The organism is Paraburkholderia dipogonis, assembly GCF_042680985.1.
In the GTDB taxonomy this organism is placed as follows: Bacteria; Pseudomonadota; Gammaproteobacteria; order Burkholderiales; family Burkholderiaceae; genus Paraburkholderia; species Paraburkholderia phytofirmans.
In genome coordinates, this window is record NZ_JBHUFR010000008.1 from 256532 (window position 1) to 277869 (window position 21338).

The following is a 21338-nucleotide window of genomic DNA, read 5'->3' on the forward strand; positions in this document are numbered from 1 at the left end:
GAAAGTGCGTGCCATGACGACTCGCGCCACGGCGTCGACAACGGCATGCGGCTGCGCCGTCGTGGCCGCCAGCCTGTTTTCGGTGAGCTTCACGGCGCGGGCGGCCAACGCCCCCGAACCGGCCAGGCCGGTGATCGTCGTGCTCGGCGACAGCATCTCCGCCGAATACGGCCTGCCTCGCGACACGGGCTGGGTTGCCTTGATGCGCCAGCGCCTCGCCGACGAGCGAATCGATTATAGCGTCGCCAATGCGAGCATCAGCGGCGACACCACGAGCGGCGGACGAGCCCGCATGCCGGCGCTCATGCAACGCCTGAAGCCGAGCATTGTGATCGTCGAACTCGGCGCCAACGACGCGTTGCGCGGCGTGCCGCTCTCCACCACCGAAGACAACTTGCGCACGATCATCGAGCAGGCTCAGCAAGGTCACGCGAAGGTCGTGCTGGTGGGCATGTATGTGCCGCCTAATTACGGCCCCGACTACACGCAAAAGTTCCACGGCTTGTACGGCGAACTGTCCAGACAGTTGCGTGTGCCGCTCGTGCCGTTTCTACTCGCCGGCATCGCCGATAAACCGGATATGTTCCAGGCCGATCAGATTCATCCGACCCAGCAGGCACAGCCAGTGCTACTTAACAACGTGTGGCCCGCAGTCAAGCCACTCCTTCGCACAAGTTCGCCGCACTGAAAAGCCTGCTAACAACTTGTTTCCAGAACTGTGGGAACGCGGATCGGTAAGTTCTCTCTGACACTTTCGTAATCCCGCGTAACCGGCTCGATTTTGAGCGACTTTTGAGGAGATAACGTGAAATATTTACCGTTAATCGCTTTGACCGTGGCAATTTCCGCCTGCGCCGCTCAACCACCCGCTGGCGTTCAATCCGTTGGTCAAAGCCAGCAACCGCCTAAGGCCGTCGCTACCTGCATCGCGCAGAAGTGGGCCGACAGCTCGCAGCAACAAGTGGTCTCGCAAGACACAATGGCTAACGATCAAGCCATGGATGTGTATGTTCCGGGTCAGCAGCCGCCCAATGGCGCCGCCGCTGTCGTACGTCCGTCGTACTCCGGCAAGGGCACGTGGGTCGGCTTCCGCGCCGGTGGCGCCGGCGGCAGCGACGCCACGAGTGCAATCAGCGGCTGCCTGTAACTGCCTGTAAGACTCGCAGCATGCCGCAGCAACCGTTTGACGAGCTTGCACTCGTCAAATGAAAAAGCCCCGCAATTGCGGGGCTTTTTTGTGTTCGGGCGGCTTTACTCGCCGCTCGCCTGGGCATTGCTGCTGTCGAGGGGACCGTAGAACTTCACCTTCGAACGCGCGCGCACTGCTTCGACATAGGCCTCTGCTTCGGACTGCGCATCGACCTGCGCGATCTGTTGCTGCGCCGCAGCCAGACGTTGCGGATCGACCGTCGTACCCGCCACCACCGCGTTCACGCGATAGATCGCATAGCCGTCGTCGCCGAGATCCACACCGACGTAAGCCGGCAATTTTTGCGCGTCCGCCTTGTAGATTGCACTCAATGCAGCGGGCGGCACGCCTTGCGCGTCGTTGCGCGACACTTTCAGCGGCGACGAGAAGCCGGTGGTCGACTTCGACTTTTCGAACTCGGCCAGTTTGGCCACGCCGTCCTTGTGAGCCGCTTCATTCGACTGGACCGCGATCACCTTCTGACGCACCGCGTCCTTGACGGCGTCGAGCGCGGGCACTGCCGCGGCCTTGTAGTCGGTCACGCGCGCCGCGATCAGCGTGTTGCCGCCGACGTCGATGGCTTGCGTGTTGTTGCGTGCCGTCGTGGAGTCGCTCGCGAACACCGCGGCGAGGAACTTCGCATTGTTTAGCGGACTGTCCGGCGCGAGCTTCGGGTCCGGCTGCGGCGTGACCGTGGCGGTCTGCACTTGCAGCTTGTACTTGTCGGCGGCCGGCTGCAGGCTCTTGGCTTTTTCATAGACGATCGACGTGAAGCCTTCCGAGTCGTCGGTGAATGCCTTGCTGGCCAACTGCGTCTTGAGGTCTTTCGAGATCTGATCTTTCACTTCGTCGAACGGCTTCGTGACCGCCGGTTTCACGTCCGTCACCTTGACGATGTGATAACCGAAGTCAGTCTGCACGATGCCGCTGACCTCGTCTTTCTTCAGCGCGAACACAGCGTCGTCGAACGCCTTGCCGCCCGCGATCATGCCGCGGCCGAAGTAACCCAGATCGCCACCCTTCGACGCCGAACCTGGGTCCTGTGAATTCTGCTGCGCGATCTGCGCGAACTGATCCGGATGCGCCTTGATCTGTGCGAGCAACTCTTCGGCCTTCTGCTTCGCCTTGGCCTTGTCGGCCGCGCTCGCGTCTTTCGGCGCCGCGATCAGGATGTGGCTCGCACGCACCTGACCATCGGTACGGTAGTGCGCGATGTTGTCGTCGTAGTACTTCTTCAGATCGGCGTCGCTCGGCTGCGCGGAAGCGGCGAGCGTTGCCGGCGACATGACGACGTACTGGATCGTGGCCGTAGCCGGCGTGGCGAATTCGTTGCGATGCGCGTCGTAATATGCTTGCAGTTGCGCGTCGGTAGGCTGCACCTTCGCGGCGTAGTCGCGCGGATGGAACGCGATGCCCTGCACTTCGCGCTGCTGTTCCGCGAGTTCGGTCAGATGCCGCGCGAGCGTTTTCGACGTGAAGGCGCTGCCTTGAATGCTGGCCGGCAACTGCTGCGTGGCGATGCTGTAGCGCACGCGCTCGTCGTACTGGTCGGGCGTCATGCCCTGCATGGCGAGCAACTGCTTGTAGCGGTCGACATCGATCGTGCCGTCAGGATTTTTCAGCGACGAGATCACCGGATCGTTCATCAGCACGCGGCGCACTGCGTCGTCGGATGCCGTGAGATGCAGGCGCTGTGTTTCATCGGCCAGCACGCGTTGCTCGATCAGACCGTCGAGCATCTGCGCGCGGCGTTCCGGCGTGTCGAACGACTTCATATCGAACTGCGCGCCGAGCATCTGACGGGCGCGGTCGAGTTGCTGACGCATTGCGTCGTCGTATTCAGCGCGCGTGATCTTGTGACCGTTGACGCTCGCGACGTTTGCGCTTTCGTCAAAGAAGCCGCGAAAGCCCTGAATACCCACAAAACCCAACCCCGGCACAATGACGAGGATGAGCATGAACATCATCAGGCGTTTGTGATTGCGGAAAAAATCGAGCATGCGTGAGGAGTGCCAAAAACAGAACGCCCGATCTTACAACAGCGGGCAATAAAAAAGGCGAACCGGAGTTCGCCTTTCGAGGATACTGGCGGAGTGGACGGGACTCGAACCCGCGACCCCCGGCGTGACAGGCCGGTATTCTAACCGACTGAACTACCACTCCTTAATACAGCAACTGCGCTGAAACACTTGAACGAATCTGAAACTGGTGGGTGCTGAGAGGCTCGAACTCCCGACCTACGCCTTGTAAGGGCGCCGCTCTACCAACTGAGCTAAGCACCCGTTTCACGATTCAGTGCTTCTGCTTGCTTCTATCTGCTGCCTGATCTTTGTCGCTTAACGTGAATCAACGCCCCTCAAGCAGCAAGCCCATTAGTTTAGCGCATCCTTCAGAGCTTTGCCAGGCCTAAATTTGGGGACCTTGGCCGCCTTGATCTTGATGGCAGCGCCGGTGCGCGGATTGCGCCCGGTGCGCGCGGTGCGCTTGCCGACCGCGAACGTGCCGAAACCGACCAACGTCACCGAACCGCCCTTCTTCAACGTACCCTTGACACCATCGATCACAGCATCGAGTGCACGGCCTGCCGCTGCCTTCGAAATGTCGGCTTGCTGCGCAACGTGATCGATCAATTCCGTCTTGTTCATCCCAACCCCCGAGAATGTTTATGGCAATCGTGACGGCGCTTTGTTAGCGCCTGGCATCACGCGGCCGGCGGCCAACGCCGGGCGCAATCATTAGAATTGGCCGAAACCCTTGTGTCAAGCGGGGTTGAGCCTGATTTGCGAGGTTTTCGAGGAGGCTTCCTATAACAAAATGTTGCCTCGAATCGATGCACATACAACTAGTCGGCAAACGTACTGCGGCTTTGCTCAATAGGTGGGAAAACGCGCCTCACTGATGCTTGACGAAAGTCACGCGGCCAATAAAAAACCCGCGGCCGTGACCGCGGGTTTTCTTCAAGCAAACAGCTTTGTTACTGACTGTCTCAGTGCTTCACGACTTCCGTTGCTGCGGCGTCTTTGCCCGGTTCTGCCGCGACCGGCGCAGCAGGTTTCGGCTCTTCTTCCGGCAACGCCGTCGGCACGCGTTCGAGCGCCAGTTCGAGCACCTTGTCGATCCAGCGGACCGGCACGATTTCGATTGCGTTCTTCACGTTGTCCGGAATCTCCGTCAAGTCTTTGACGTTTTCTTCCGGGATCAGCACCAGCTTGATACCGCCGCGATGCGCCGCCAGCAGTTTTTCCTTCAGGCCACCGATCGGCAGAACTTCGCCACGCAACGTGATTTCGCCCGTCATCGCGACATCGGCGCGCACCGGAATTCCGGTCAACACCGACACCAGCGCGGTCGTCATCGCGATACCGGCGGACGGACCGTCCTTCGGCGTCGCGCCTTCCGGCACGTGAATGTGAATGTCCTGCTTCTCGAACGCTTCGTCCTTGATACCGAGACGGCGCGAACGCGAACGAACCACCGAGCGTGCTGCCTCGACCGACTCTTTCATCACGTCGCCGAGCGAACCCGTGCGGATCACATTGCCCTTGCCCGGCATCACCGCGGCTTCGATGGTCAGCAGATCGCCGCCCACTTCCGTCCACGCGAGACCCGTGACCTGGCCAACCTGATTTTCCTTCGCGGCCAGACCGAAGTCGTACTTGCGCACGCCGAGGAACGTATCGAGATTGCTGCCGTCGACCTTCACCGCGCCTTCCGCCTTCTTCAGCAGAAGCATCTTCACGACCTTGCGGCAGATCTTCGAAATTTCACGCTCGAGTGAACGCACGCCCGCTTCACGCGTGTAGTAACGAATGATGTCGCGGATCGCGGTTTCCGTCACATCGACCTCGCCATCCTTGAGGCCGTTGTTCTTCTTCTGCTTGGGCAAAAGATAACGTTGCGCGATGCTGACCTTCTCGTCCTCCGTGTAACCCGACAGACGGATCACTTCCATCCGGTCGAGCAACGGCGGCGGAATGTTCAGCGAGTTCGACGTCGCCACGAACATCACGTCCGACAGATCGAAGTCGACTTCGACGTAGTGATCGGCGAACGTATGGTTCTGTTCCGGATCGAGCACTTCCAGCAGAGCCGACGACGGATCGCCGCGGAAATCCTGACCCATCTTGTCGACTTCGTCGAGCAGGAAGAGCGGATTGCGCACGCCGACCTTGGTCAGGCTTTGCAGAATCTTGCCGGGCATCGAACCGATATACGTGCGACGGTGACCGCGAATCTCGGCTTCGTCGCGCACGCCGCCGAGCGCCATACGCACGAACTTGCGGTTCGTGGCGCGAGCGATCGACTGACCCAGCGACGTCTTACCGACACCCGGAGGCCCAACGAGGCACAAGATCGGAGCTTTGACCTTGTCGACACGTTGCTGGACCGCGAGATACTCGAGAATGCGTTCCTTCACTTTCTCGAGACCGAAGTGGTCTTCGTCGAGCACGCGCTCCGCATTCGAGAGGTCGTTGTTGACCTTGCTCTTCTTGCGCCACGGCAAGCCGATCAGCGTGTCGATATAGTTGCGCACGACCGTTGCTTCAGCCGACATCGGCGACATCAGCTTGAGTTTTTTCAGCTCGGCGTCGGCCTTCTTCTTGGCTTCCTTCGGCATGCGGGCAGCGGTGATGCGTTTCTCGAGTTCTTCGAGGTCCGCACCTTCTTCGCCTTCGCCCAGTTCCTTCTGGATCGCCTTGACCTGTTCGTTCAGGTAGTACTCGCGCTGACTCTTTTCCATCTGGCGTTTTACACGCCCACGGATGCGCTTTTCGACCTGCAGGATGTCAATCTCGGCTTCGAGTTGCGCGAGCAGATGCTCGAGCCGTTCGATCACCGGGAACATTTCGAGAATGTGCTGCTTCTGGTCGAGCTTGAGCGGCAGATGCGCCGCGATCGTGTCGGCCAGACGACCCGCTTCGTCGATGCCCGACAGCGACGTCAGGATCTCGGGCGGAATCTTCTTGTTCAGCTTCACATACTGGTCGAACTGCGACACGATCGCGCGGCGCAGCGCTTCGGTTTCAGCGCTGTCGGCGTGGTCGGGTTCGAGCGGCATGACTTCGCACGAGAACTGCGTCTCCTGTTCTTCGATGGAAAGCGTTTTCGCGCGCTGCAAGCCTTCGACGAGCACCTTCACGGTACCGTCGGGCAGCTTGAGCATTTGCAGGATGTTGGCGACACACCCTACTTCGTACATGTCCTTTTCGGTCGGCTCATCTTTCGCAGCCGTTTTCTGGGCGACGAGCATGATGTGCTTGCCGCCTTCCATCGCTGCTTCAAGAGCCTTGATCGACTTCGGGCGGCCTACGAAGAGCGGAATCACCATGTGCGGGAAGACGACTACGTCGCGCAGCGGGAGCAGCGGGAGCGTAATGCGTTCCGGCGGAAGGAGTTGGGTTCCTGACATTTCATTTCCCCATGAGTGGAATCAGTTCGTTCGATAGGTGAGGCCAGCAGAAAAGATTGCAAGCCTCCGCGTGTGGGAAAAGTTCAGTGACTCCGAAGGTTCAGTGACTCCATAGTGAAAACAACCAGCCTGACCACACGATAAACGAAAAAAGCCGTTCACGTTGCCATGAACGGCTTTTTTTGCAGAACCCGAAAGCCGATCAGTTCGAACCCGCCACTTTGGGCGCGTCTTCGTAGATCAGTAGCGGTTTGCCGTCGCCGTCAATCACGTTGTCGTCGATGATGACCTTGCTAACGCCTTTCATTTGCGGCAGGTCGTACATCACATCAAGCAACGCCTGTTCCAGGATGGAGCGCAAACCACGCGCGCCCGTCTTGCGACGAATTGCCTTACGCGCGACAGCTTGCAACGCGGCCGGGCGAATTTCGAGCTCGACGCGCTCCATGTTGAACAGCTTGTGGTATTGCTTCACCAGCGCATTCTTCGGTTCAACGAGAATTTTCATCAACGCGACTTCGTCGAGCTTGCCGAGCGTGGCCACCACCGGCAGACGGCCGATCAGTTCGGGAATGAGACCGAACTTGATCAGATCTTCCGGTTCCACTTCGCGCAGCACTTCGCCGGCGTCGCGGTCCTGCTTGCTCTTTACGCTCGCGCCAAAGCCGATGCCGGTTTTCTCGGTACGATCGACGATGACCTTTTCGAGGCCGTCGAAGGCGCCACCGCAGATGAACAGAATGTTGGTGGTGTCGACCTGGATGAAGTCCTGATTCGGGTGCTTACGGCCGCCCTGCGGCGGCACCGACGCCATCGTACCCTCGACAAGCTTCAGCAAAGCCTGTTGCACGCCTTCGCCCGAGACATCGCGGGTGATCGACGGGTTGTCGGACTTGCGGCTGATCTTGTCGATTTCGTCGATGTAGACAATGCCGCGTTGCGCCTTGTCGACTTCGTAATTGCAGTTTTGCAGCAGCTTCTGAATGATGTTCTCGACGTCTTCACCGACATAGCCGGCTTCCGTCAGCGTGGTTGCATCGGCAATCACGAACGGGACGTTCAGGAGGCGCGCGAGCGTTTGCGCGAGCAGCGTCTTGCCAGAACCGGTCGGGCCGATCAGCAGGATGTTGCTCTTGGACAGCTCGATTTCGTCTTTCTTGTCGAGATGCTTGAGGCGCTTGTAATGGTTGTACACCGCGACCGCGAGAATTTTCTTCGCGCGTTCCTGACCGATCACATACTGGTCGAGGATTTCACGGATTTCCTGCGGACTCGGCAGATCGGACTTCGACAAGCCCGCCTCGATGCCCGCACCTGCAGCCTCATCACGAATGATTTCGTTGCACAGGTCGATACATTCATCGCAGATGAACACCGACGGGCCGGCAATCAGTTTTTTGACTTCATGCTGGCTCTTGCCGCAAAACGAGCAATACAACAGCTTTTCGCTGTTAGAACCTTTCTTGTCCGCCATAGATGTTTGAGCCTCCGGACACTCGATTACATGATACGCCGTTTGCCCTGGCCTCGCAGTTTGGGCGGGGCCGGGCTTGAGCCAAGGTGACGGCGTTTGCCGCAGGCACTCGGACGAAGTTTGATTATTTCACAACCGATCCGGCCACGTTTTTGCCCCATTTCAGGGCAAAAACGCACCATCTCAAGGACGCTTGTGCGCCACCTGGTCGACGAGGCCGTAAGCCTGCGCGTCGTCGCCCGACATGAAGTTGTCGCGGTCGGTGTCGCGTGCGATACGCTCGACCGGCTGGCCGGTGTGATGAGCGAGCAGATGATTCAGCCGTTCCTTCAGATACAGGATCTCGCGCGCCTGAATTTCGATGTCCGACGCCTGGCCACGCGCGCCGCCAAGCGGCTGGTGAATCATCACGCGCGAATTCGGCAAGGCAAAGCGCTTGCCCTTCGCCCCGGCTGCCAGCAGGAATGCGCCCATGCTGGCCGCAAGACCCATGCACAGCGTGGAGACATCCGGCTTGATGAACTGCATCGTGTCATAAATCGCCATGCCCGCCGAAACCGAACCGCCCGGGCTGTTGATATAGAAACTGATGTCCTTATCGGGATTCTCGCTCTCGAGGAACAGCATCTGCGCGACGACGAGATTGGCCGTCTGGTCGTTCACTTCACCGACCAGGAACACGATCCGTTCCTTCAGCAGACGCGAATAGATGTCGTACGAACGCTCGCCCCGGCCGCTCGTTTCCACGACGATCGGCACCAGTCCGAGCGCCTGCGCTTCGAGATCCCGCGACGACTGGGAGGTCAACGTGTCCAGCATTTGAGCGCGAAAGGTCATGCAGTGGATCCTTGTCTGAAATATTCTAAATATTAGATGCTGGACAGGTGTGGCCGACAACCCCGTATTCAAGTGCGCGTTCAGTGCGGCGCAATGCGTGACACCCGCGCAAAACGCACCGCACATTCACAGCACAAAAAAAACGGCGTGCGGGCCGTCGCTCCGACAGCCGGCACGCCGTTGCAGCGACGCTTACGCTTGCGCCGTTGCGCTTGCCAGTTCTTCGAAGCTCACTTCCTTGTCCGTCACCTTGGCCTTGCTGAGCACGAAATCGACGACGTTGGCTTCAACGACGTACGCTTCCATTTCGGCAAGACGTTGCTGGTTGGAATAATACCAGCGGACGACTTCCTTCGGGTCTTCGTAGCTTTTAGCGAATTCGTCGACTTCGGCACGAATCTGCTCCGGCTTGGCTTGCAGTTCGTTGGCCTTGACCAGTTCGGCCAGCACGAGGCCCAGCTTCACGCGGCGCTCAGCCTGTTCCTTGAACATCGCAGCCGGGATCGGCGCATCTTTGGCGTTCGGCACGCCGCGTTGCTCCAGATCCTGACGCGCCATCGCGACCAGGCGCTCCTGATCCTGTTCGATCAGCGCGTTCGGCACGTCGAGTTCGGAAATCTTCAGCAACGCGTCCATCACCTGGTTCTTGACGATGGCTTGCGTGCGGCGCTTTGCTTCGCGTTCGAGATTGTCTTTGATCTCAGCGCGCATCTTGGTCAGGTCGCCGTCTTCGATGCCGAGCGACTTGGCGAATTCAGCGTCGATTTCCGGCAGATGCGGCCACTCGATCTTCTTCATCGTGATCGTGAATTGCGCGGTCTTGCCGGCGACGTCCTTGCCGTGATAGTCCTCAGGGAACGCCAGATCGAATTCCTTCGATTCGCCGACCTTCAGGCCCGTGGCGGCCTTTTCGAACTCCGGCAGCATGCGGCCTTCGCCCAGCACGAACGCGAAGTCGTCGGCGCTGCCGCCCTGGAACACTTCACCGTCGATCTTGCCGACGAAGTCGACCGTCACGCGATCGCCTTCTTTCGCTGCCGTGTCGCCGCCGCCGTCACCGTGCTCGCCGGCTTCGCCGCGAGCGTGGAAGTGCACGCGCTGCTTGCGCAGGATGTCCAGCGTGCGGTCGATTTCCGCTTCGCTGATGGTGGTCGTGGTGCGCTCGATTTCAGCCGTGGCGACGTCGCCCAGCTTCACTTCCGGATACACCTCGAACGTCGCGTCGAACGCGTAGTCGCCTTCAGTCGCGTCGCTCTTCGGTGCGAAGCTCGGCTGACCGGCGACGCGCAGGTTTTCGGTGCGGCTGATGTCGAAGAATTCCTTGCCGACCTTGTCGCTCAGCACTTCGGCTTCCACCTGGCCCGAATACTGTTGCGTCACCATCTTGAGCGGCACCTTGCCCGGGCGGAAACCCGGCATGCGCACGTTCTTCGCGAGTTGACGGATACGCGAGTCCACTTCCTTCTGCACGGCGTCCTTCGGCAGGGAAATCGTGACGCGGCGTTCGAGCTTGCCGAGGTTTTCAACAACGTTAGCCATGGCTTCAATCGTCCTAAAATTATTCGAGCGAATCAGTTATCTTCTCCGTGCCGCTTGTCGATGTCGTGCGACGTCGCGTTTTTTGGTCGCGTTTAGGTCGCTTCGCATCGATTGCGCGCCTGCGCCGCGGGCTTGCAGGCCGCCGGCAGCACGGTTGAGTCCAAAGAGCCGAATATTTTAGCAAACTATTTGCGCGCCTAGCCGGGATTCGATGAATGCGTGCGTTTTTGTCGAGGTTTTGGTCGGATTCCGGCCGCTTTCCGCGCTGTTTCATGCCTGTTCGCGCACTGTTCCAGTGCGGCCGGGGTGCTTCGCCGCTGCTGTACACGAATTTTCCCCGGCGACTTCGCTCCAACCTGTCTGCACGAATTTCCCCAAGCGAATTCTTTTGGATCAACACACGCCTACAAAAGCAGCCGCGCCCGCCGCGCATACGCGCCCAGCCGCCGTCCATGCCGGCTATGCCATTCGACATATTCAGTCGGCGCGCCCATGCTGATAAGCTAGTGGACGCGCTTGGGGTCGCGCCCGCATCTCGCCGTTTCACCCGCCCTCGCAACGATATCAACCACTCAGAGACACCATGCCGAATTCGCCGTCCTCGCCCGTCGTCGTCATTGCTCCCGACTCCTTCAAAGGCTCGCTTAGCGCGGAACAGGTCGCGCAAGCGATCGCAGCGGGCATCAAGCGCGCCAGTCCCGCCGCGGAGGTGCGCATCTGCCCGATGGCCGACGGCGGCGAAGGCACGCTCGACGCCATGCTCACGCGCGGCGGCGAACGCCGCACGCTCAGCGTGCGCGGCGCGGCCGGTCCGGTGCGCGAGGCGCTCACGGGCCTGCTCGCCGACGGCAGCGCGATCGTCGAAACGGCGGAGGTCGTCGGCATCACGGATCCGGTGGGAATGGGCGTGCCCGTCGAGGCGCGCAGCACACGCGGCATGGGCGAGGCGATTCGCGCGCTGATGGACGCCGGCGTGCGGCGCTTTTTTGTCGCGCTCGGCGGCAGCAGCACCAACGACGGCGGCGCGGGCCTGTTGGCGGGTCTCGGTCTCAAGCTGTTCGACGCACAAGACAATGAACTCGACGCCACGCCGGAACAACTCGCGCGTCTCGCACGAGTCGACGTGTCGCAGCTCGACGCGCGTTTATCGAGCGCGCAGTTCGTCGGCATGTCGGACGTAGACAATCCGCTTACCGGCGAACACGGCGCAACCGCGGTATTCGGTCCGCAAAAGGGTGTGAAACCGGAACAGGTTGCCACGCTCGACGCAGCGCTCGCCCGCTTCGCCGATCTGCTCGAACCGGCGCTCGGCCGCACGGCGCGCGAACTGCCCGGCGCGGGTGCTGCCGGCGGCCTCGGCTTCGCATTGCATATGCTCGGTGCGAAGTTCGAACCGGGCGCGGAAACCGTCGCGCGGCAAATCGGCCTGGACGCCGCGCTCGAAGGCGCCGATTGGCTGATCACCGGCGAAGGTCGTTCGGATGTGCAGACGCTGCATGGCAAGGCGCCTTTCATCGCCTGCCGTCATGCACAGGCAGCAGGCGTGCCGGCCACGCTTCTTTCCGGCGGAGTCGACTCGGCCGCCTTGCCGCGCCTCGCCGAATATTTCAGCGGCTGCTTCTCGCCGGCGCCCGGCCCGATCACGCTCGAAGTCGCGATTCGCGACGCGGCGCGTCTGTTGGCGGACGAAGCCGAACAGTTGACGCGCCTGAAATACGGCACGCGTTGACCGGCAGGACGGTTGCGGCAACAATCACAGCGCCGCGACCGCTCACACACTACGGGAAGACCATGAAGGACGCCAAAGCCGGCCTCGAACAGTTCCTGACGTACCGTCTGCATGTCCTCAACAAACTCGCCGAACGCGGCATCAGCGAACGCTATCAGAGCAAGCTCGGGGTGACCTTGCCTGAAGCGCGCGTGATTGCGTCGGTGGGATCGTTCGGGCCGTTCTCGATCATGGAACTGGCAAGGCATGCCAATCTCGACAAAAGCCAGGCAAGCCGCGCCGCCGAAGCGCTGATCAGGCAGGGACTCGTGAAACGCGAGGCGAGCGCCGAAGACGGCCGCGTCGTGCTGGTGTCGCTGACCCCCGAAGGCCGCGCGCTGTATCGGAAGGTCATGCCGATCGCGCGCAAATGGAACGGCGACATGTTCGACTGTCTGGACGAGCAGGAAAAACTTGCTTTCGGTCACGCGCTCGACAAGATCATCGGCACAATGACGGCGCCCGAGGAATGACTTGCGCGCCGAAGGCGGCGCTGAGTTCAGCGCTTGCCTTCGCCCTGTCCGTTGGTGTCGCCGGTGGTGGGAGCATTGGCTGCCGGGCCCGCTCGATCGGATTCCGCCGACGCATCCGCTGCGCCCGTCCCCGCCGACGTACCCGCTACGCCAGATCCTGTAGACGCACCCGCAACGCCCGTCCCCACTGACGCACCCGCCACACCGGGTCCACTAGAGCCGCCCGACACACTACCCTGCCCACCGCTCGCCGGCACACGCGCACCCCGCGCGAGCCGCCACGCAATCGCTGCAAGCGAGCCCACGGCCAGCAGCAACGCCGCCCATAGCAAATAGCGGCGCATCGCATCCGGATCCCTCGCGGACTGCGCTCTCGCTGCCTGCTCGGCTGACAACGCCTCACCCAGACGCGCCGTCGCGGGGACCGCCGAGGCGCCCATCAACAGATCGTCGCGGCTCACCGCCGACGACACCGTCGTCGCGCTGCCCACCGCCAGCGTGAACGGCGCCGTCCCACGCGCGACGAACGTCAGCATCGCCGGACGCCAGCCCGCGGCGACGGTCAGCGTCCCGCTGCCGAGTCCGCCATTGCGCGTGTCGACCACCACACGCCATTGACGATCCGTGTCGGGCGTCAATTCGAGCGAAGGATTGCTTTGCTCCACCTCGCCGTTGTGCAAGCGGAACAATGTCGCGCCCGCCACTTCGCGCCATGGCGTATCGAACCCCGTGCGCGAATAGACGACCGCGGGCGCGACGGTGTTCGGCTGAGGCAGGTTCAGGCGCAACCGGTCGACGGGATACGGGCCGCTAGTGCTAAAAAAATACTCGCCGGGTTTCGGTCCCGCGTGCGCGACGATGCCTTCGCGCCATGCCCGCTCCGCGCGCTGCGCCGCGTCGGCGGCAAGCGGTTGGATCTCCATGTCCAGCGACTCGACATATGGCGCGCCGTCAAGCCAGCGCAAACGCAAATAGCGCGCGCGATTGCCGTCCAGTTCGATCCGGTCCTGACTCAGCGTGCTGCCGTTGTAGCTGACCTTGAGCAGTTGCGCATCGCCGGCCGGTTGCCAGTGACGCAAATCGTCGCTCGATTCGACCGTGACGCGCCCCTGGTAATTGTCGTCGCGCAGGTGCACGACCAGAGCGGTCACGCGGCTTGCACGCGACGCCCGCCCGAGGTCGATCAGGTCCGTATCGTGTTGCGCGCGCGGCGGCGGCGCCGAGGTCGCGCGCAGCGAACCGTCGCCGGCGATCGTCACGCCGAGCGGTGCGGAGGTACTGCTGGCGGCTGCGGGCGGCAACGGAAACCAGCGCACCGGACGCAGCGTGGGCGGCTTGCGCGCGGGCTCGCGCGGCGCATCGAGCGAATACGGAACGGGTTCGCCCGTGCCGTTGAAGACCCGCACGTCGCCGAGATCGTGACGCTGGCTTGCCGCGTAGACGGCGGCCGAAAGCGTCACGCTGTAGTACGCGGCGCCCTCTTCGAGTTGCAGCGCGAAATGCTGCGCGAAATCGTCGGCCGCGGTGGCGGGCGCGGACGCCCACATGGTCGCGATTGCAAAACACCAGCCGCTAAATGCAAAGACACGCTTCATTGCTTGGATTCCACGACCAGAGCCTTAGGCGGTAACGGTGAGAAGTAGCCGATCAGCAACAACATCAAACCGATGCCGATAAACGAAACGATCCGCTCGATTCCCGTCACGTGAGACAGATCGAACAGGAACAGTTTGACCACGGTCGCCGCCAGCAGCGCGCCGCCGATGAACCAGAACATCCGGCTCGCCCGGCGCGTCGCCCAGATCATCACGGCCAGAGCGCACACCGTCCAGAATACCGATATTGACGCCTGCACGAGCATCGAGTGTGACATGGTCTCGAACTCATATGGCACGCCGGTCCAATGATGCAGCGTACGCAGCAGCATCGCGTTCAGCCAGACGAAGCCGGTCGCGCCGGCCGCCACCTGCAAAGGCATGCGATATTCGCCGATCGGCACGCCAAGCCGGCGAATCCGCACGAGCCAGAACGCCGCCAGCGCGAACACCACCGCCTGCACCAAATCGAGCGGATTGAGCAACGGCAGACGCGCCGATGTGCCGCCGTCCTGCGTCAGATTCGCGAAGAACGTCCATAGCCACATCACCAGCACGAGCGGCGTCGACGCGATCGCGCACAGCCGCGCGATACTGTCGCGGCGCGCGAGCCACAACCCGGCAAAAGCAAACGCGCTCCAGCCAACCAGGAACACCTGCTGCAGGCTGAACGAGGCGAGCACCGCACCGACATCGTACGCCGCGTGAAAATGATGATGCAGCGTGCGCAACAGCAGCGCGTTGAACCAGAGGAACAGCGTGGCGAGCACCAGATAATCGAAGGCGCGCGGACGCCATTGCACACCCAACGCGCGGAGTCTGCGCAGCCACGCCACACCGGCGACGAACGCGAGAATCTGCGCGACGTCGAGCGGATTGAGGATCGGCAGCCACATGAGCGGCGCGGAGCTGCCGTCGCTTGTCACGCTCGCGATACTCCACGCCCACAGCAGCACAGCGAGCGGCGCGGCGGCCCACACCTGATACGCCCGCATGAAGCGCGCGACCGGCCAGCGCAGACGGTGCCCGGCCCCCGCCAGCAACAGCAGCAGCCCGCCGAAGCCATACGCCCACGCGCTCCAGCTCCATGCGCCTTCGGGCACGCAGGCCCGCAAACCCCAGTAGCCTTCGAGCGCGGCAAGCGCGCCGGCCGTCCAGAACATCAGCGTATGCAGCGGCGCGAGCACGATGTCGCTAACGTCACGCTGCTGGCGCCACAACAATCCATACGCCGAGAACGCAGCGAGCGCGCCGACCAGCCAGCCGTAGCCGCTCAACGGCGCCATGCCCAACGTGAAGAGTTCCGCGGTGAGCAGCGCGAGAACCGGCACGAGCGCCAGCGCCGGCAATTCGGCAAGCGGCCAGCGCAGCGTGCGGCGCGCGCCGTGCGCGAGCCACGCTGTCAGCACCGCGAAGAGCGCGACGGCGGCCGTATCGAAACGGGCGTGTTCAACGCCAGGATGAGCGCTCGTGTATGCATGGATTTCGTACAGGCCGCCAAAGATCCACCACGACAAACCCCACACGCTGGCGACGAGGCCGATCTGCGGCATCCACAGATGCCATTCGCCTGCTTCGCTGCGGCCGTGCAAACGCCATCCGGTGAAAATACCCGCGAGCGCGATCAGCACCGACGCGATGTAAGCGCCGTTCAGGACCGGCCAGACATTCGCATCGTGAGTCTGCGCGATCGTGCCGGCCGCGTAGGCGCCCGCCGCGCCCAGTTGCAGCAGCAGGCCGAAACCGAACGCGCTCAGGCGCCGCTGACGCACCGCGAGCCAGCTGATCGCGGCGCCTTCGATGGCCCAGGTCGCGCTTGTGGTCGGTCCGGTGAACGCGAGCGGCACGGCGAGCGTGGCAAAGATCACCGCGAGCGCGAGCATGGCCTCGAACATCATGCCGAGGCGCTCGCGGCGTCGCGCGAGCCAGCCCGCGATCGCCAGGTAGAACGCGGCGAGCGCCACCGCGCTCCACGCCAGGCCGAACTCGGTGTTTCTCATCAACGCGGCTTGCAGGCCGATCGCCACCAGCGGCGTGCCGAACACCAGCGTGCCGTCGACGTAATGCTTGAGGGCGATTTCGCGCCGCACCGCGTAGAGCAGCGCGATGCCGACGTACATCAGGAAAAACAGAATCAGGAACGGCTCCGTGCTGGCGAGCAACTCGGGGCGGTAGGCCGTCGCGCCCCACGCGGCGCCGATCGAAAACGTGAATACGAAACCGAGCAGATTCAGCGGACGCCACGCCTTGAACCAGGCGATCGCGAAGATGCCGGCGTTGAGCAGCGCGTAGTAGCTAAACAGCATGACGTGACTGCCGCCGCCCGTCGACAGCAAAATCGGCGCGAGAAAACCGCCCGCGCTGCCCATGAAGGCCAGCGACGACGCGTTCTGCCGCACTGCAAGAAATGCACTGAGCGCGCAGATCGCGACCATCAGCGGCAAGGCCGCGCCCGCCGGCAGCAGATGGTAGAGCCGCGTGGCCGCAAAGACTGTCAGATACAGCGCGCCGACGCCGCCGCCTTGCAGCACCAGCCCATAGGCGCCGCTTCGCTCGCCGATGCGCCAGCCGAGCACGATCAGGGCGGTCGCGGCGAGCGCCACGCCGGCAAGGCGAAATTCGATCGGCAGCAGGCTGTTGTCGGCGGCGTATTTGAGCAGGAAGGCGATGCCGAAAAACAGCACGATGATGCCGACCCGTACGACCGTGTTGCCGCCCAAAAGCCAGTCACGGCCGGCTTTGAAGAGGCGCTCGGCGAGACCGGGGCCGCGTGGCGGCGCGGGCGGTGAAGGTGGAACGGGAGGCTGCGGCGCCGACGCTGGCGTGGAAGCAGGTTGTGCGGTCGCAGCGACTTGAGATGCGCCGGACATGCCAGGTGCACCGGGCACGCTTGGTACGCCTGTTGCACCACGAGCGCCCGTTGCGCCTTCCGCACTCGCAGCAGCCTGCACCATCGCTTCGGCGCTTGCCGACGAGCGCGCGGCGGTGAGTGGCATCGCCGGCACCTCGGGCTGCGGACGTACTGTCCGCTCATTGACAGGCGGTATCGCGTAGGGACTCGAAGCTGCATCCGACGGCGACCGCCTGAACGCCGCCGTGTCAGCGGTCTGCGCACCAACATCCGCAGCACCCTCGACGCCTCCCGCTCGCAACTGACGAATCTCGCCGCGCAATGCGACGACCTCCCGCTCGAGCCGCTCGACGCGCGCCGCCAGTTCGCCCGGAGGATTCGAGCCATAAGTGGTGACCGCTGTGGTGGCCGCTGTGGCCGCGGATCCCGTCGCGGTATCCGCAGACTTCCTTTGCAGCAGACGCGAAAACGCAAAACCAGCCACGGCGCCCAGCAGTGCGCCGAAGCCGATCGGGAAATCGTTCGACAAGGCAGTCAGCATGCCGACCACCGCGCCGAGCACGGTCAATATCACCCTCATCGCATCCCTCTTTTTTATTGTGTTCTATTGCGAGATTCGCTTGGTTACGCACTGATTAATCCGTGCGTATTACATCAACGATACGGCTAAAATCGGCGCGGAGAATACCATGTAAACCGCGCCTCAGAGCTAACTATCAGGCGAGTCAATGACGCGTGCGTAACGATGCTTGGCAATTCGCCGGCGACATTGCGCCATTAGTCCCAACCGCATCGATGTCAGCAGCCGCGCAAGCCGCCAATCGTGTCAAAATTCGCCACCGGCCGTCGGCCATCGGGCCATCCCTCTCCCATATTTCATCTAAGGAAGTAGCAGTGGACATCAACAAACAGGTCGCGGCCCTCACCGCTTCGGAACTCCAGACGGCCGGCGCGAGCCAGGCCACGGCAATTGCCGTTAGCGTACTGCTGCGTCATCTGCGCTCGCCTGAGTTGGCGAAGCTGCTGTCGTCGGCGTTCGAAAACCATCAGGCGGTGATGCTGCAAACGCCGTGGCCCGAGCCGATGCTGCAGGCGTTCGAATCGACCCGCCGCTTTCTTGAAGGCGCCACGCAAGCGGACCTGCCGGGCACGCAAGCGTCTGCGCAAACGCCGGACGCCTGAGCGCGGCCGGCACCCTTCAGGAAGACATTCAGGAAGACGCCGCGAGCAGCGCGCCGAGCCAGGCGCGCAGCGCCGATATCTCCTCCGCGCAGACTGAATGCGGCATCGGATACGCACTCCAGTCCACCTTGCAACCTCGCGTGATCGCAAAATCGCGCGCGGCCTCCCCTAGCTGGATCGGCAACACGTCGTCGTACATGCCATGCGCGGCGAAGACAGGCGTGCCACGGTTCGCGGCGCTCAAGCGGCTGTCGATAAAGCCCGGCGACGGCACATACCCCGACATCACGATCAAGCCGGCAAGTGTCTCCGGATGCGTCAGCCCTGCCGAATAGGTCATCGCCCCGCCTTGCGAAAACCCCGCGAGAAAAATGTTCGAAGTCGGAATGCCACGCCGGTTCTGCGTCTCGATCAACTGACGCACGGTTGCGCAAGACGCTTCGATACCCGCTTCGTCGACCTGCTCATTGATGTTCTGAAACGAGCGGATGTCATACCACGCGCGCATCACGTAGCCGTTGTTCGCCGTAACGGCAATCTCCGGCGCATTGGGAAACACGAAGCGCACGCCAGGCGCATTGCCGAGACGCAGTTCGGGCACGAGCGGCACGAAGTCGTTGGCATCGGCGCCGAGACCGTGCATCAGGATCACGGCGAAGCTCGGATTCGGCGCGCTTTCAATTTCAATGGTAGGCGGTTGCTCGGTCATGTATCGCGATTACCCGGTTGCGAAAAACGGTTCAGAGGATCGGAATGAGTACGAGGAGGATATACCGCGAGGCGAGACAAGGCACATCCGGCTTCTTCAAAGCCTGTCCCCTGCCGCCTCGGCCCGCGACCGCCCGCGCCCTGCCGCGCTTCGCGCCGGCGCCACGACCTCGGCGAGCAGTTCCTCGTGCAGCGCTCGCAAGACCTCGACGAACGCCGACGCCAGCCGTTCTCGCGGCCTGTGCGGAGGAAACAGCAAATAGGTCTGAAAACGCGTAGCCGGCAGGAACGGACGAATCGCGATTTCCGGCCCGGCGAAGTCGCGCGCGACGATGGGATGCGCGAGCGTCACGCCCATGCCGTGGCGAACCATCTCGCAGCACATCGCGGCGTATTGCGCCTCGATCGACATGACGCGCTGCACGCCCGCGCGCTGGAACACTTCGTCCATCAGGGCGCGCGTGCCGTCGCCGTGACACAGCGAAATGAACGGCTCGCCTTCCAGATCCTCCGGCTTGATGCTGCGCTTCTTCGCCAGCCGATGCGCCGCCGGCATCACACACACGGCGGCCACGTCCGCCAGCTGTTCGACTTCGCAATCGGATGCCTCGCTGACATACACCGCCACGCCGAGATCGCAGAACTGCGAGGCCGTCCAATGATTGACCGTGCCCGACGTATTCACGTGCAGCGACACGGTGACATCCGGAAATAGCGCCACAAAACGCTTGATGGCGTGCGGCACCAGCGTCATGCCCGCCGACGGCATCGCCGCGATGCGCAGACGGCCGCTGCCGAGATTGCGAATCTGCGCCGCGGCATTCGCCAAACCCTGCAGGCCGACAAACGCGCGCTCGACTTCGCGAAAGAACGCCTCGCCCTCGCTCGTGGGAATCAACCGCACGCCGCTGCGCTGAAAGAGTTGCAGCCCCGTGTCGCGCTCGAGCTGCGCGATCAGACGGCTCACGTTCGGCTGCGACGTGAAGAGCGCCTTGGCCGCGGCGGTCATCGACCCCGACACCATTACCGCGCGGAACGCCTCGATGTGCTTGAGATTCATCCGTACTCTCCCTTAGACGACGCCCTGCAATCCATATCATCCATGCATAGATTGCTATTTTATTCGTATTGGACGGCATGACCAGCCGGCGCGACACTGCATTCTAACGACGGGCAGCAAAGCCCGCGTCCCCACACCGGAACTGGAGATCGTCGTCATGAAAAGAGCGTTGCATCGCCGCCTGTCCGCCTCGTCCCGCCCCGCCCTCGCACCGCTTCTGGCCGCTTGCGCCCTTGCCGCTCCGCTCCTCGCGCAGGCCGACACCACGCTTTATGTCGCCAATGTCGGCGGCTCGAACGAGCAGCTCTACCGGCAGAAAATCATCCCGCCGTTCGAGAAGGCGCATAACGTCAAGATCGTCTACGTCGCGGGCAATTCGAGCGATACGCTCGCCAAGCTGCAGGCGCAGAAAGGCCATCAGCAGATTAACGTCGCCGTCATGGACGACGGTCCGATGTATCAGGCAATGCAGCTCAACCTGTGCGCGAAACTCGACGACGCGCCCGTGATGAAAGACGTCTACCCGCTCGCGAAGCTCGGGCCGAGCGCGATCGGTGTCGGCATGGTGGCGACCGGCATCGGCTACAACGAGGAGGCCTTCAAAAAGGCCGGCCTGCCGCCGCCCGACTCGTGGAAGGCGCTCACCGACAGCCGCATCAAGGGCAAACTCGGCGTGCCGCCGATCACCAACACCTATGGTCTGCATACGCTCGTGATGCTCGCGCGTCTTTCCGGCGGCGGCGAGAAGAACATCGATCCCGGCTTCACCGCGATGACCAAACAGGTCGCGCCGAACGTGCTGTCCTGGGCACCGACGCCCGGCGAAATGGACGGCCAGATGCAGTCCGGCGACGTGATCCTCGCGCCGTACGGCAGCGGCCGCGCCGTCGCCTTGCAGAACACCGGCTTCCCGCTCAAGTTCATTTACCCGAAGGAAGGCGCGGTCGCGTTGCAGGTGGCGGCCTGCGCGATCGCGGAGAACGCGCAGCCGCAGTTGTCGCAACAGTTCGTGCAATACCTGTTGAGCCCGGAAGTGCAGGTCTTGCAGGCACAAGGCATCGGTCTGGGTCCGGTCAACAAGACCGTCAAGCTCACGCCTGAGATCGCCGCCCGCGTGCCCTACGGTCCCGAGCAGATCTCGAAGCTGACGGCGATGGACTGGGCCACGATCAACCAGCATCGCACCGAGTGGACCGAGCGCTGGAACCGTTCGGTCGAACGCTGAAGTGCGGCACCAGCACGTTCCTCGCGC

Annotated in this window: 16 protein-coding genes and 2 tRNA genes; 6 read left to right on the forward strand and 12 right to left on the reverse strand. The window is 62.5% G+C overall.

Annotated elements, in window-relative coordinates:
- Positions 1-13: 13 nt before the first annotated feature.
- Positions 14-688, forward strand: coding sequence for an arylesterase (locus tag ACFSNN_RS11130; RefSeq protein WP_208949463.1), 675 nt, complete (start codon positions 14-16; stop codon positions 686-688).
- Positions 689-805: 117 nt separating this feature from the next.
- The gene (locus ACFSNN_RS11135) at positions 806-1147 is read left to right on the forward strand and encodes a hypothetical protein (RefSeq protein ID WP_134456143.1); all 342 of its coding nucleotides are present in this window, start codon (positions 806-808) and stop codon (positions 1145-1147) included.
- A 104-nt stretch (positions 1148-1251) separates the two neighbouring features.
- Here ACFSNN_RS11135 and ACFSNN_RS11140 read toward each other — a convergent pair whose 3' ends face one another.
- The 8 genes from ACFSNN_RS11140 to tig all read right to left on the reverse strand — a co-directional run bounded on the left by ACFSNN_RS11140 (position 1252) and on the right by tig (position 10449).
- Positions 1252-3189, reverse strand: a complete 1938-nt coding sequence (locus ACFSNN_RS11140) for a SurA N-terminal domain-containing protein (RefSeq protein ID WP_134456144.1) — start codon at positions 3187-3189, stop codon at positions 1252-1254.
- A gap of 86 nt (positions 3190-3275) precedes the next feature.
- Positions 3276-3352, reverse strand: a tRNA-Asp gene (locus tag ACFSNN_RS11145).
- A 43-nt stretch (positions 3353-3395) separates the two neighbouring features.
- Positions 3396-3471 (reverse strand) — tRNA-Val (locus ACFSNN_RS11150).
- A gap of 90 nt (positions 3472-3561) precedes the next feature.
- Complete coding sequence (locus tag ACFSNN_RS11155) at positions 3562-3834, reverse strand: HU family DNA-binding protein (RefSeq protein ID WP_012432917.1); 273 nt, start codon at positions 3832-3834, stop codon at positions 3562-3564.
- A gap of 341 nt (positions 3835-4175) precedes the next feature.
- Complete coding sequence (gene lon, locus ACFSNN_RS11160) at positions 4176-6599, reverse strand: endopeptidase La (RefSeq protein ID WP_134456145.1); 2424 nt, start codon at positions 6597-6599, stop codon at positions 4176-4178.
- A gap of 202 nt (positions 6600-6801) precedes the next feature.
- Positions 6802-8073, reverse strand: coding sequence for an ATP-dependent Clp protease ATP-binding subunit ClpX (gene clpX, locus ACFSNN_RS11165; protein ID WP_007182009.1), 1272 nt, complete (start codon positions 8071-8073; stop codon positions 6802-6804).
- A 183-nt stretch (positions 8074-8256) separates the two neighbouring features.
- Positions 8257-8910 carry an ATP-dependent Clp endopeptidase proteolytic subunit ClpP gene (gene clpP / locus ACFSNN_RS11170; RefSeq protein WP_007182010.1) on the reverse strand — a complete coding sequence of 218 codons (654 nt, stop codon included), beginning with the start codon at positions 8908-8910 and terminating at the stop codon, positions 8257-8259.
- A 192-nt stretch (positions 8911-9102) separates the two neighbouring features.
- The gene (gene tig, locus ACFSNN_RS11175) at positions 9103-10449 is read right to left on the reverse strand and encodes a trigger factor (protein ID WP_134456146.1); all 1347 of its coding nucleotides are present in this window, start codon (positions 10447-10449) and stop codon (positions 9103-9105) included.
- Between the two features lie 583 nt (positions 10450-11032).
- Between tig and ACFSNN_RS11180 the strand changes: the two genes are divergently transcribed.
- Positions 11033-12178 carry a glycerate kinase gene (locus ACFSNN_RS11180; RefSeq protein WP_134456147.1) on the forward strand — a complete coding sequence of 382 codons (1146 nt, stop codon included), beginning with the start codon at positions 11033-11035 and terminating at the stop codon, positions 12176-12178.
- A gap of 62 nt (positions 12179-12240) precedes the next feature.
- The gene (locus tag ACFSNN_RS11185; protein ID WP_134456148.1) at positions 12241-12690 is read left to right on the forward strand and encodes a MarR family winged helix-turn-helix transcriptional regulator; all 450 of its coding nucleotides are present in this window, start codon (positions 12241-12243) and stop codon (positions 12688-12690) included.
- Positions 12691-12716: 26 nt separating this feature from the next.
- Here the strand turns inward: ACFSNN_RS11185 and ACFSNN_RS11190 are convergent, their stop codons facing one another.
- On the reverse strand, positions 12717-14285 hold the full coding sequence (locus ACFSNN_RS11190; protein WP_134456149.1) for a DUF3999 domain-containing protein: 1569 nt from the start codon (positions 14283-14285) through the stop codon (positions 12717-12719).
- Positions 14282-17716 carry a DUF2339 domain-containing protein gene (locus ACFSNN_RS11195; RefSeq protein WP_134456150.1) on the reverse strand — a complete coding sequence of 1145 codons (3435 nt, stop codon included), beginning with the start codon at positions 17714-17716 and terminating at the stop codon, positions 14282-14284. Before ACFSNN_RS11195 ends, ACFSNN_RS11190 begins: the two co-directional genes overlap by 4 nt.
- 314 nt (positions 17717-18030) lie before the next feature.
- Between ACFSNN_RS11195 and ACFSNN_RS11200 the strand changes: the two genes are divergently transcribed.
- Positions 18031-18318 (forward strand): hypothetical protein, encoded by a 288-nt coding sequence (locus ACFSNN_RS11200; RefSeq protein ID WP_134456151.1) that lies wholly within the window; start codon positions 18031-18033, stop codon positions 18316-18318.
- Between the two features lie 28 nt (positions 18319-18346).
- Here ACFSNN_RS11200 and ACFSNN_RS11205 read toward each other — a convergent pair whose 3' ends face one another.
- Both ACFSNN_RS11205 and ACFSNN_RS11210 read right to left on the reverse strand, forming a co-directional pair.
- Positions 18347-19027: an alpha/beta hydrolase gene (locus ACFSNN_RS11205; RefSeq protein ID WP_134456152.1), complete on the reverse strand. Its 681-nt coding sequence runs from the start codon at positions 19025-19027 to the stop codon at positions 18347-18349.
- A gap of 96 nt (positions 19028-19123) precedes the next feature.
- Positions 19124-20086 (reverse strand): LysR substrate-binding domain-containing protein, encoded by a 963-nt coding sequence (locus ACFSNN_RS11210; protein WP_134456153.1) that lies wholly within the window; start codon positions 20084-20086, stop codon positions 19124-19126.
- Between the two features lie 157 nt (positions 20087-20243).
- Between ACFSNN_RS11210 and ACFSNN_RS11215 the strand changes: the two genes are divergently transcribed.
- Positions 20244-21311 (forward strand): ABC transporter substrate-binding protein, encoded by a 1068-nt coding sequence (locus tag ACFSNN_RS11215; protein ID WP_134456154.1) that lies wholly within the window; start codon positions 20244-20246, stop codon positions 21309-21311.
- Positions 21312-21338 lie beyond the last annotated feature (27 nt).

Coding starts and splice junctions, on each gene's coding strand:
- ACFSNN_RS11130 (WP_208949463.1), top strand. CDS start 14: ATGACGACTCGCGCCACGGCGTCGACAACGGCATGCGGCTGCGCCGTC.
- ACFSNN_RS11140 (WP_134456144.1), bottom strand. CDS start 3,189: ATGCTCGATTTTTTCCGCAATCACAAACGCCTGATGATGTTCATGCTC.
- ACFSNN_RS11155 (WP_012432917.1), bottom strand. CDS start 3,834: ATGAACAAGACGGAATTGATCGATCACGTTGCGCAGCAAGCCGACATT.
- lon (WP_134456145.1), bottom strand. CDS start 6,599: ATGTCAGGAACCCAACTCCTTCCGCCGGAACGCATTACGCTCCCGCTG.
- clpX (WP_007182009.1), bottom strand. CDS start 8,073: ATGGCGGACAAGAAAGGTTCTAACAGCGAAAAGCTGTTGTATTGCTCG.
- clpP (WP_007182010.1), bottom strand. CDS start 8,910: ATGACCTTTCGCGCTCAAATGCTGGACACGTTGACCTCCCAGTCGTCG.
- tig (WP_134456146.1), bottom strand. CDS start 10,449: ATGGCTAACGTTGTTGAAAACCTCGGCAAGCTCGAACGCCGCGTCACG.
- ACFSNN_RS11180 (WP_134456147.1), top strand. CDS start 11,033: ATGCCGAATTCGCCGTCCTCGCCCGTCGTCGTCATTGCTCCCGACTCC.
- ACFSNN_RS11185 (WP_134456148.1), top strand. CDS start 12,241: ATGAAGGACGCCAAAGCCGGCCTCGAACAGTTCCTGACGTACCGTCTG.
- ACFSNN_RS11190 (WP_134456149.1), bottom strand. CDS start 14,285: ATGAAGCGTGTCTTTGCATTTAGCGGCTGGTGTTTTGCAATCGCGACC.
- ACFSNN_RS11195 (WP_134456150.1), bottom strand. CDS start 17,716: ATGAGGGTGATATTGACCGTGCTCGGCGCGGTGGTCGGCATGCTGACT.
- ACFSNN_RS11205 (WP_134456152.1), bottom strand. CDS start 19,027: ATGACCGAGCAACCGCCTACCATTGAAATTGAAAGCGCGCCGAATCCG.
- ACFSNN_RS11210 (WP_134456153.1), bottom strand. CDS start 20,086: ATGAATCTCAAGCACATCGAGGCGTTCCGCGCGGTAATGGTGTCGGGG.
- ACFSNN_RS11215 (WP_134456154.1), top strand. CDS start 20,244: ATGAAAAGAGCGTTGCATCGCCGCCTGTCCGCCTCGTCCCGCCCCGCC.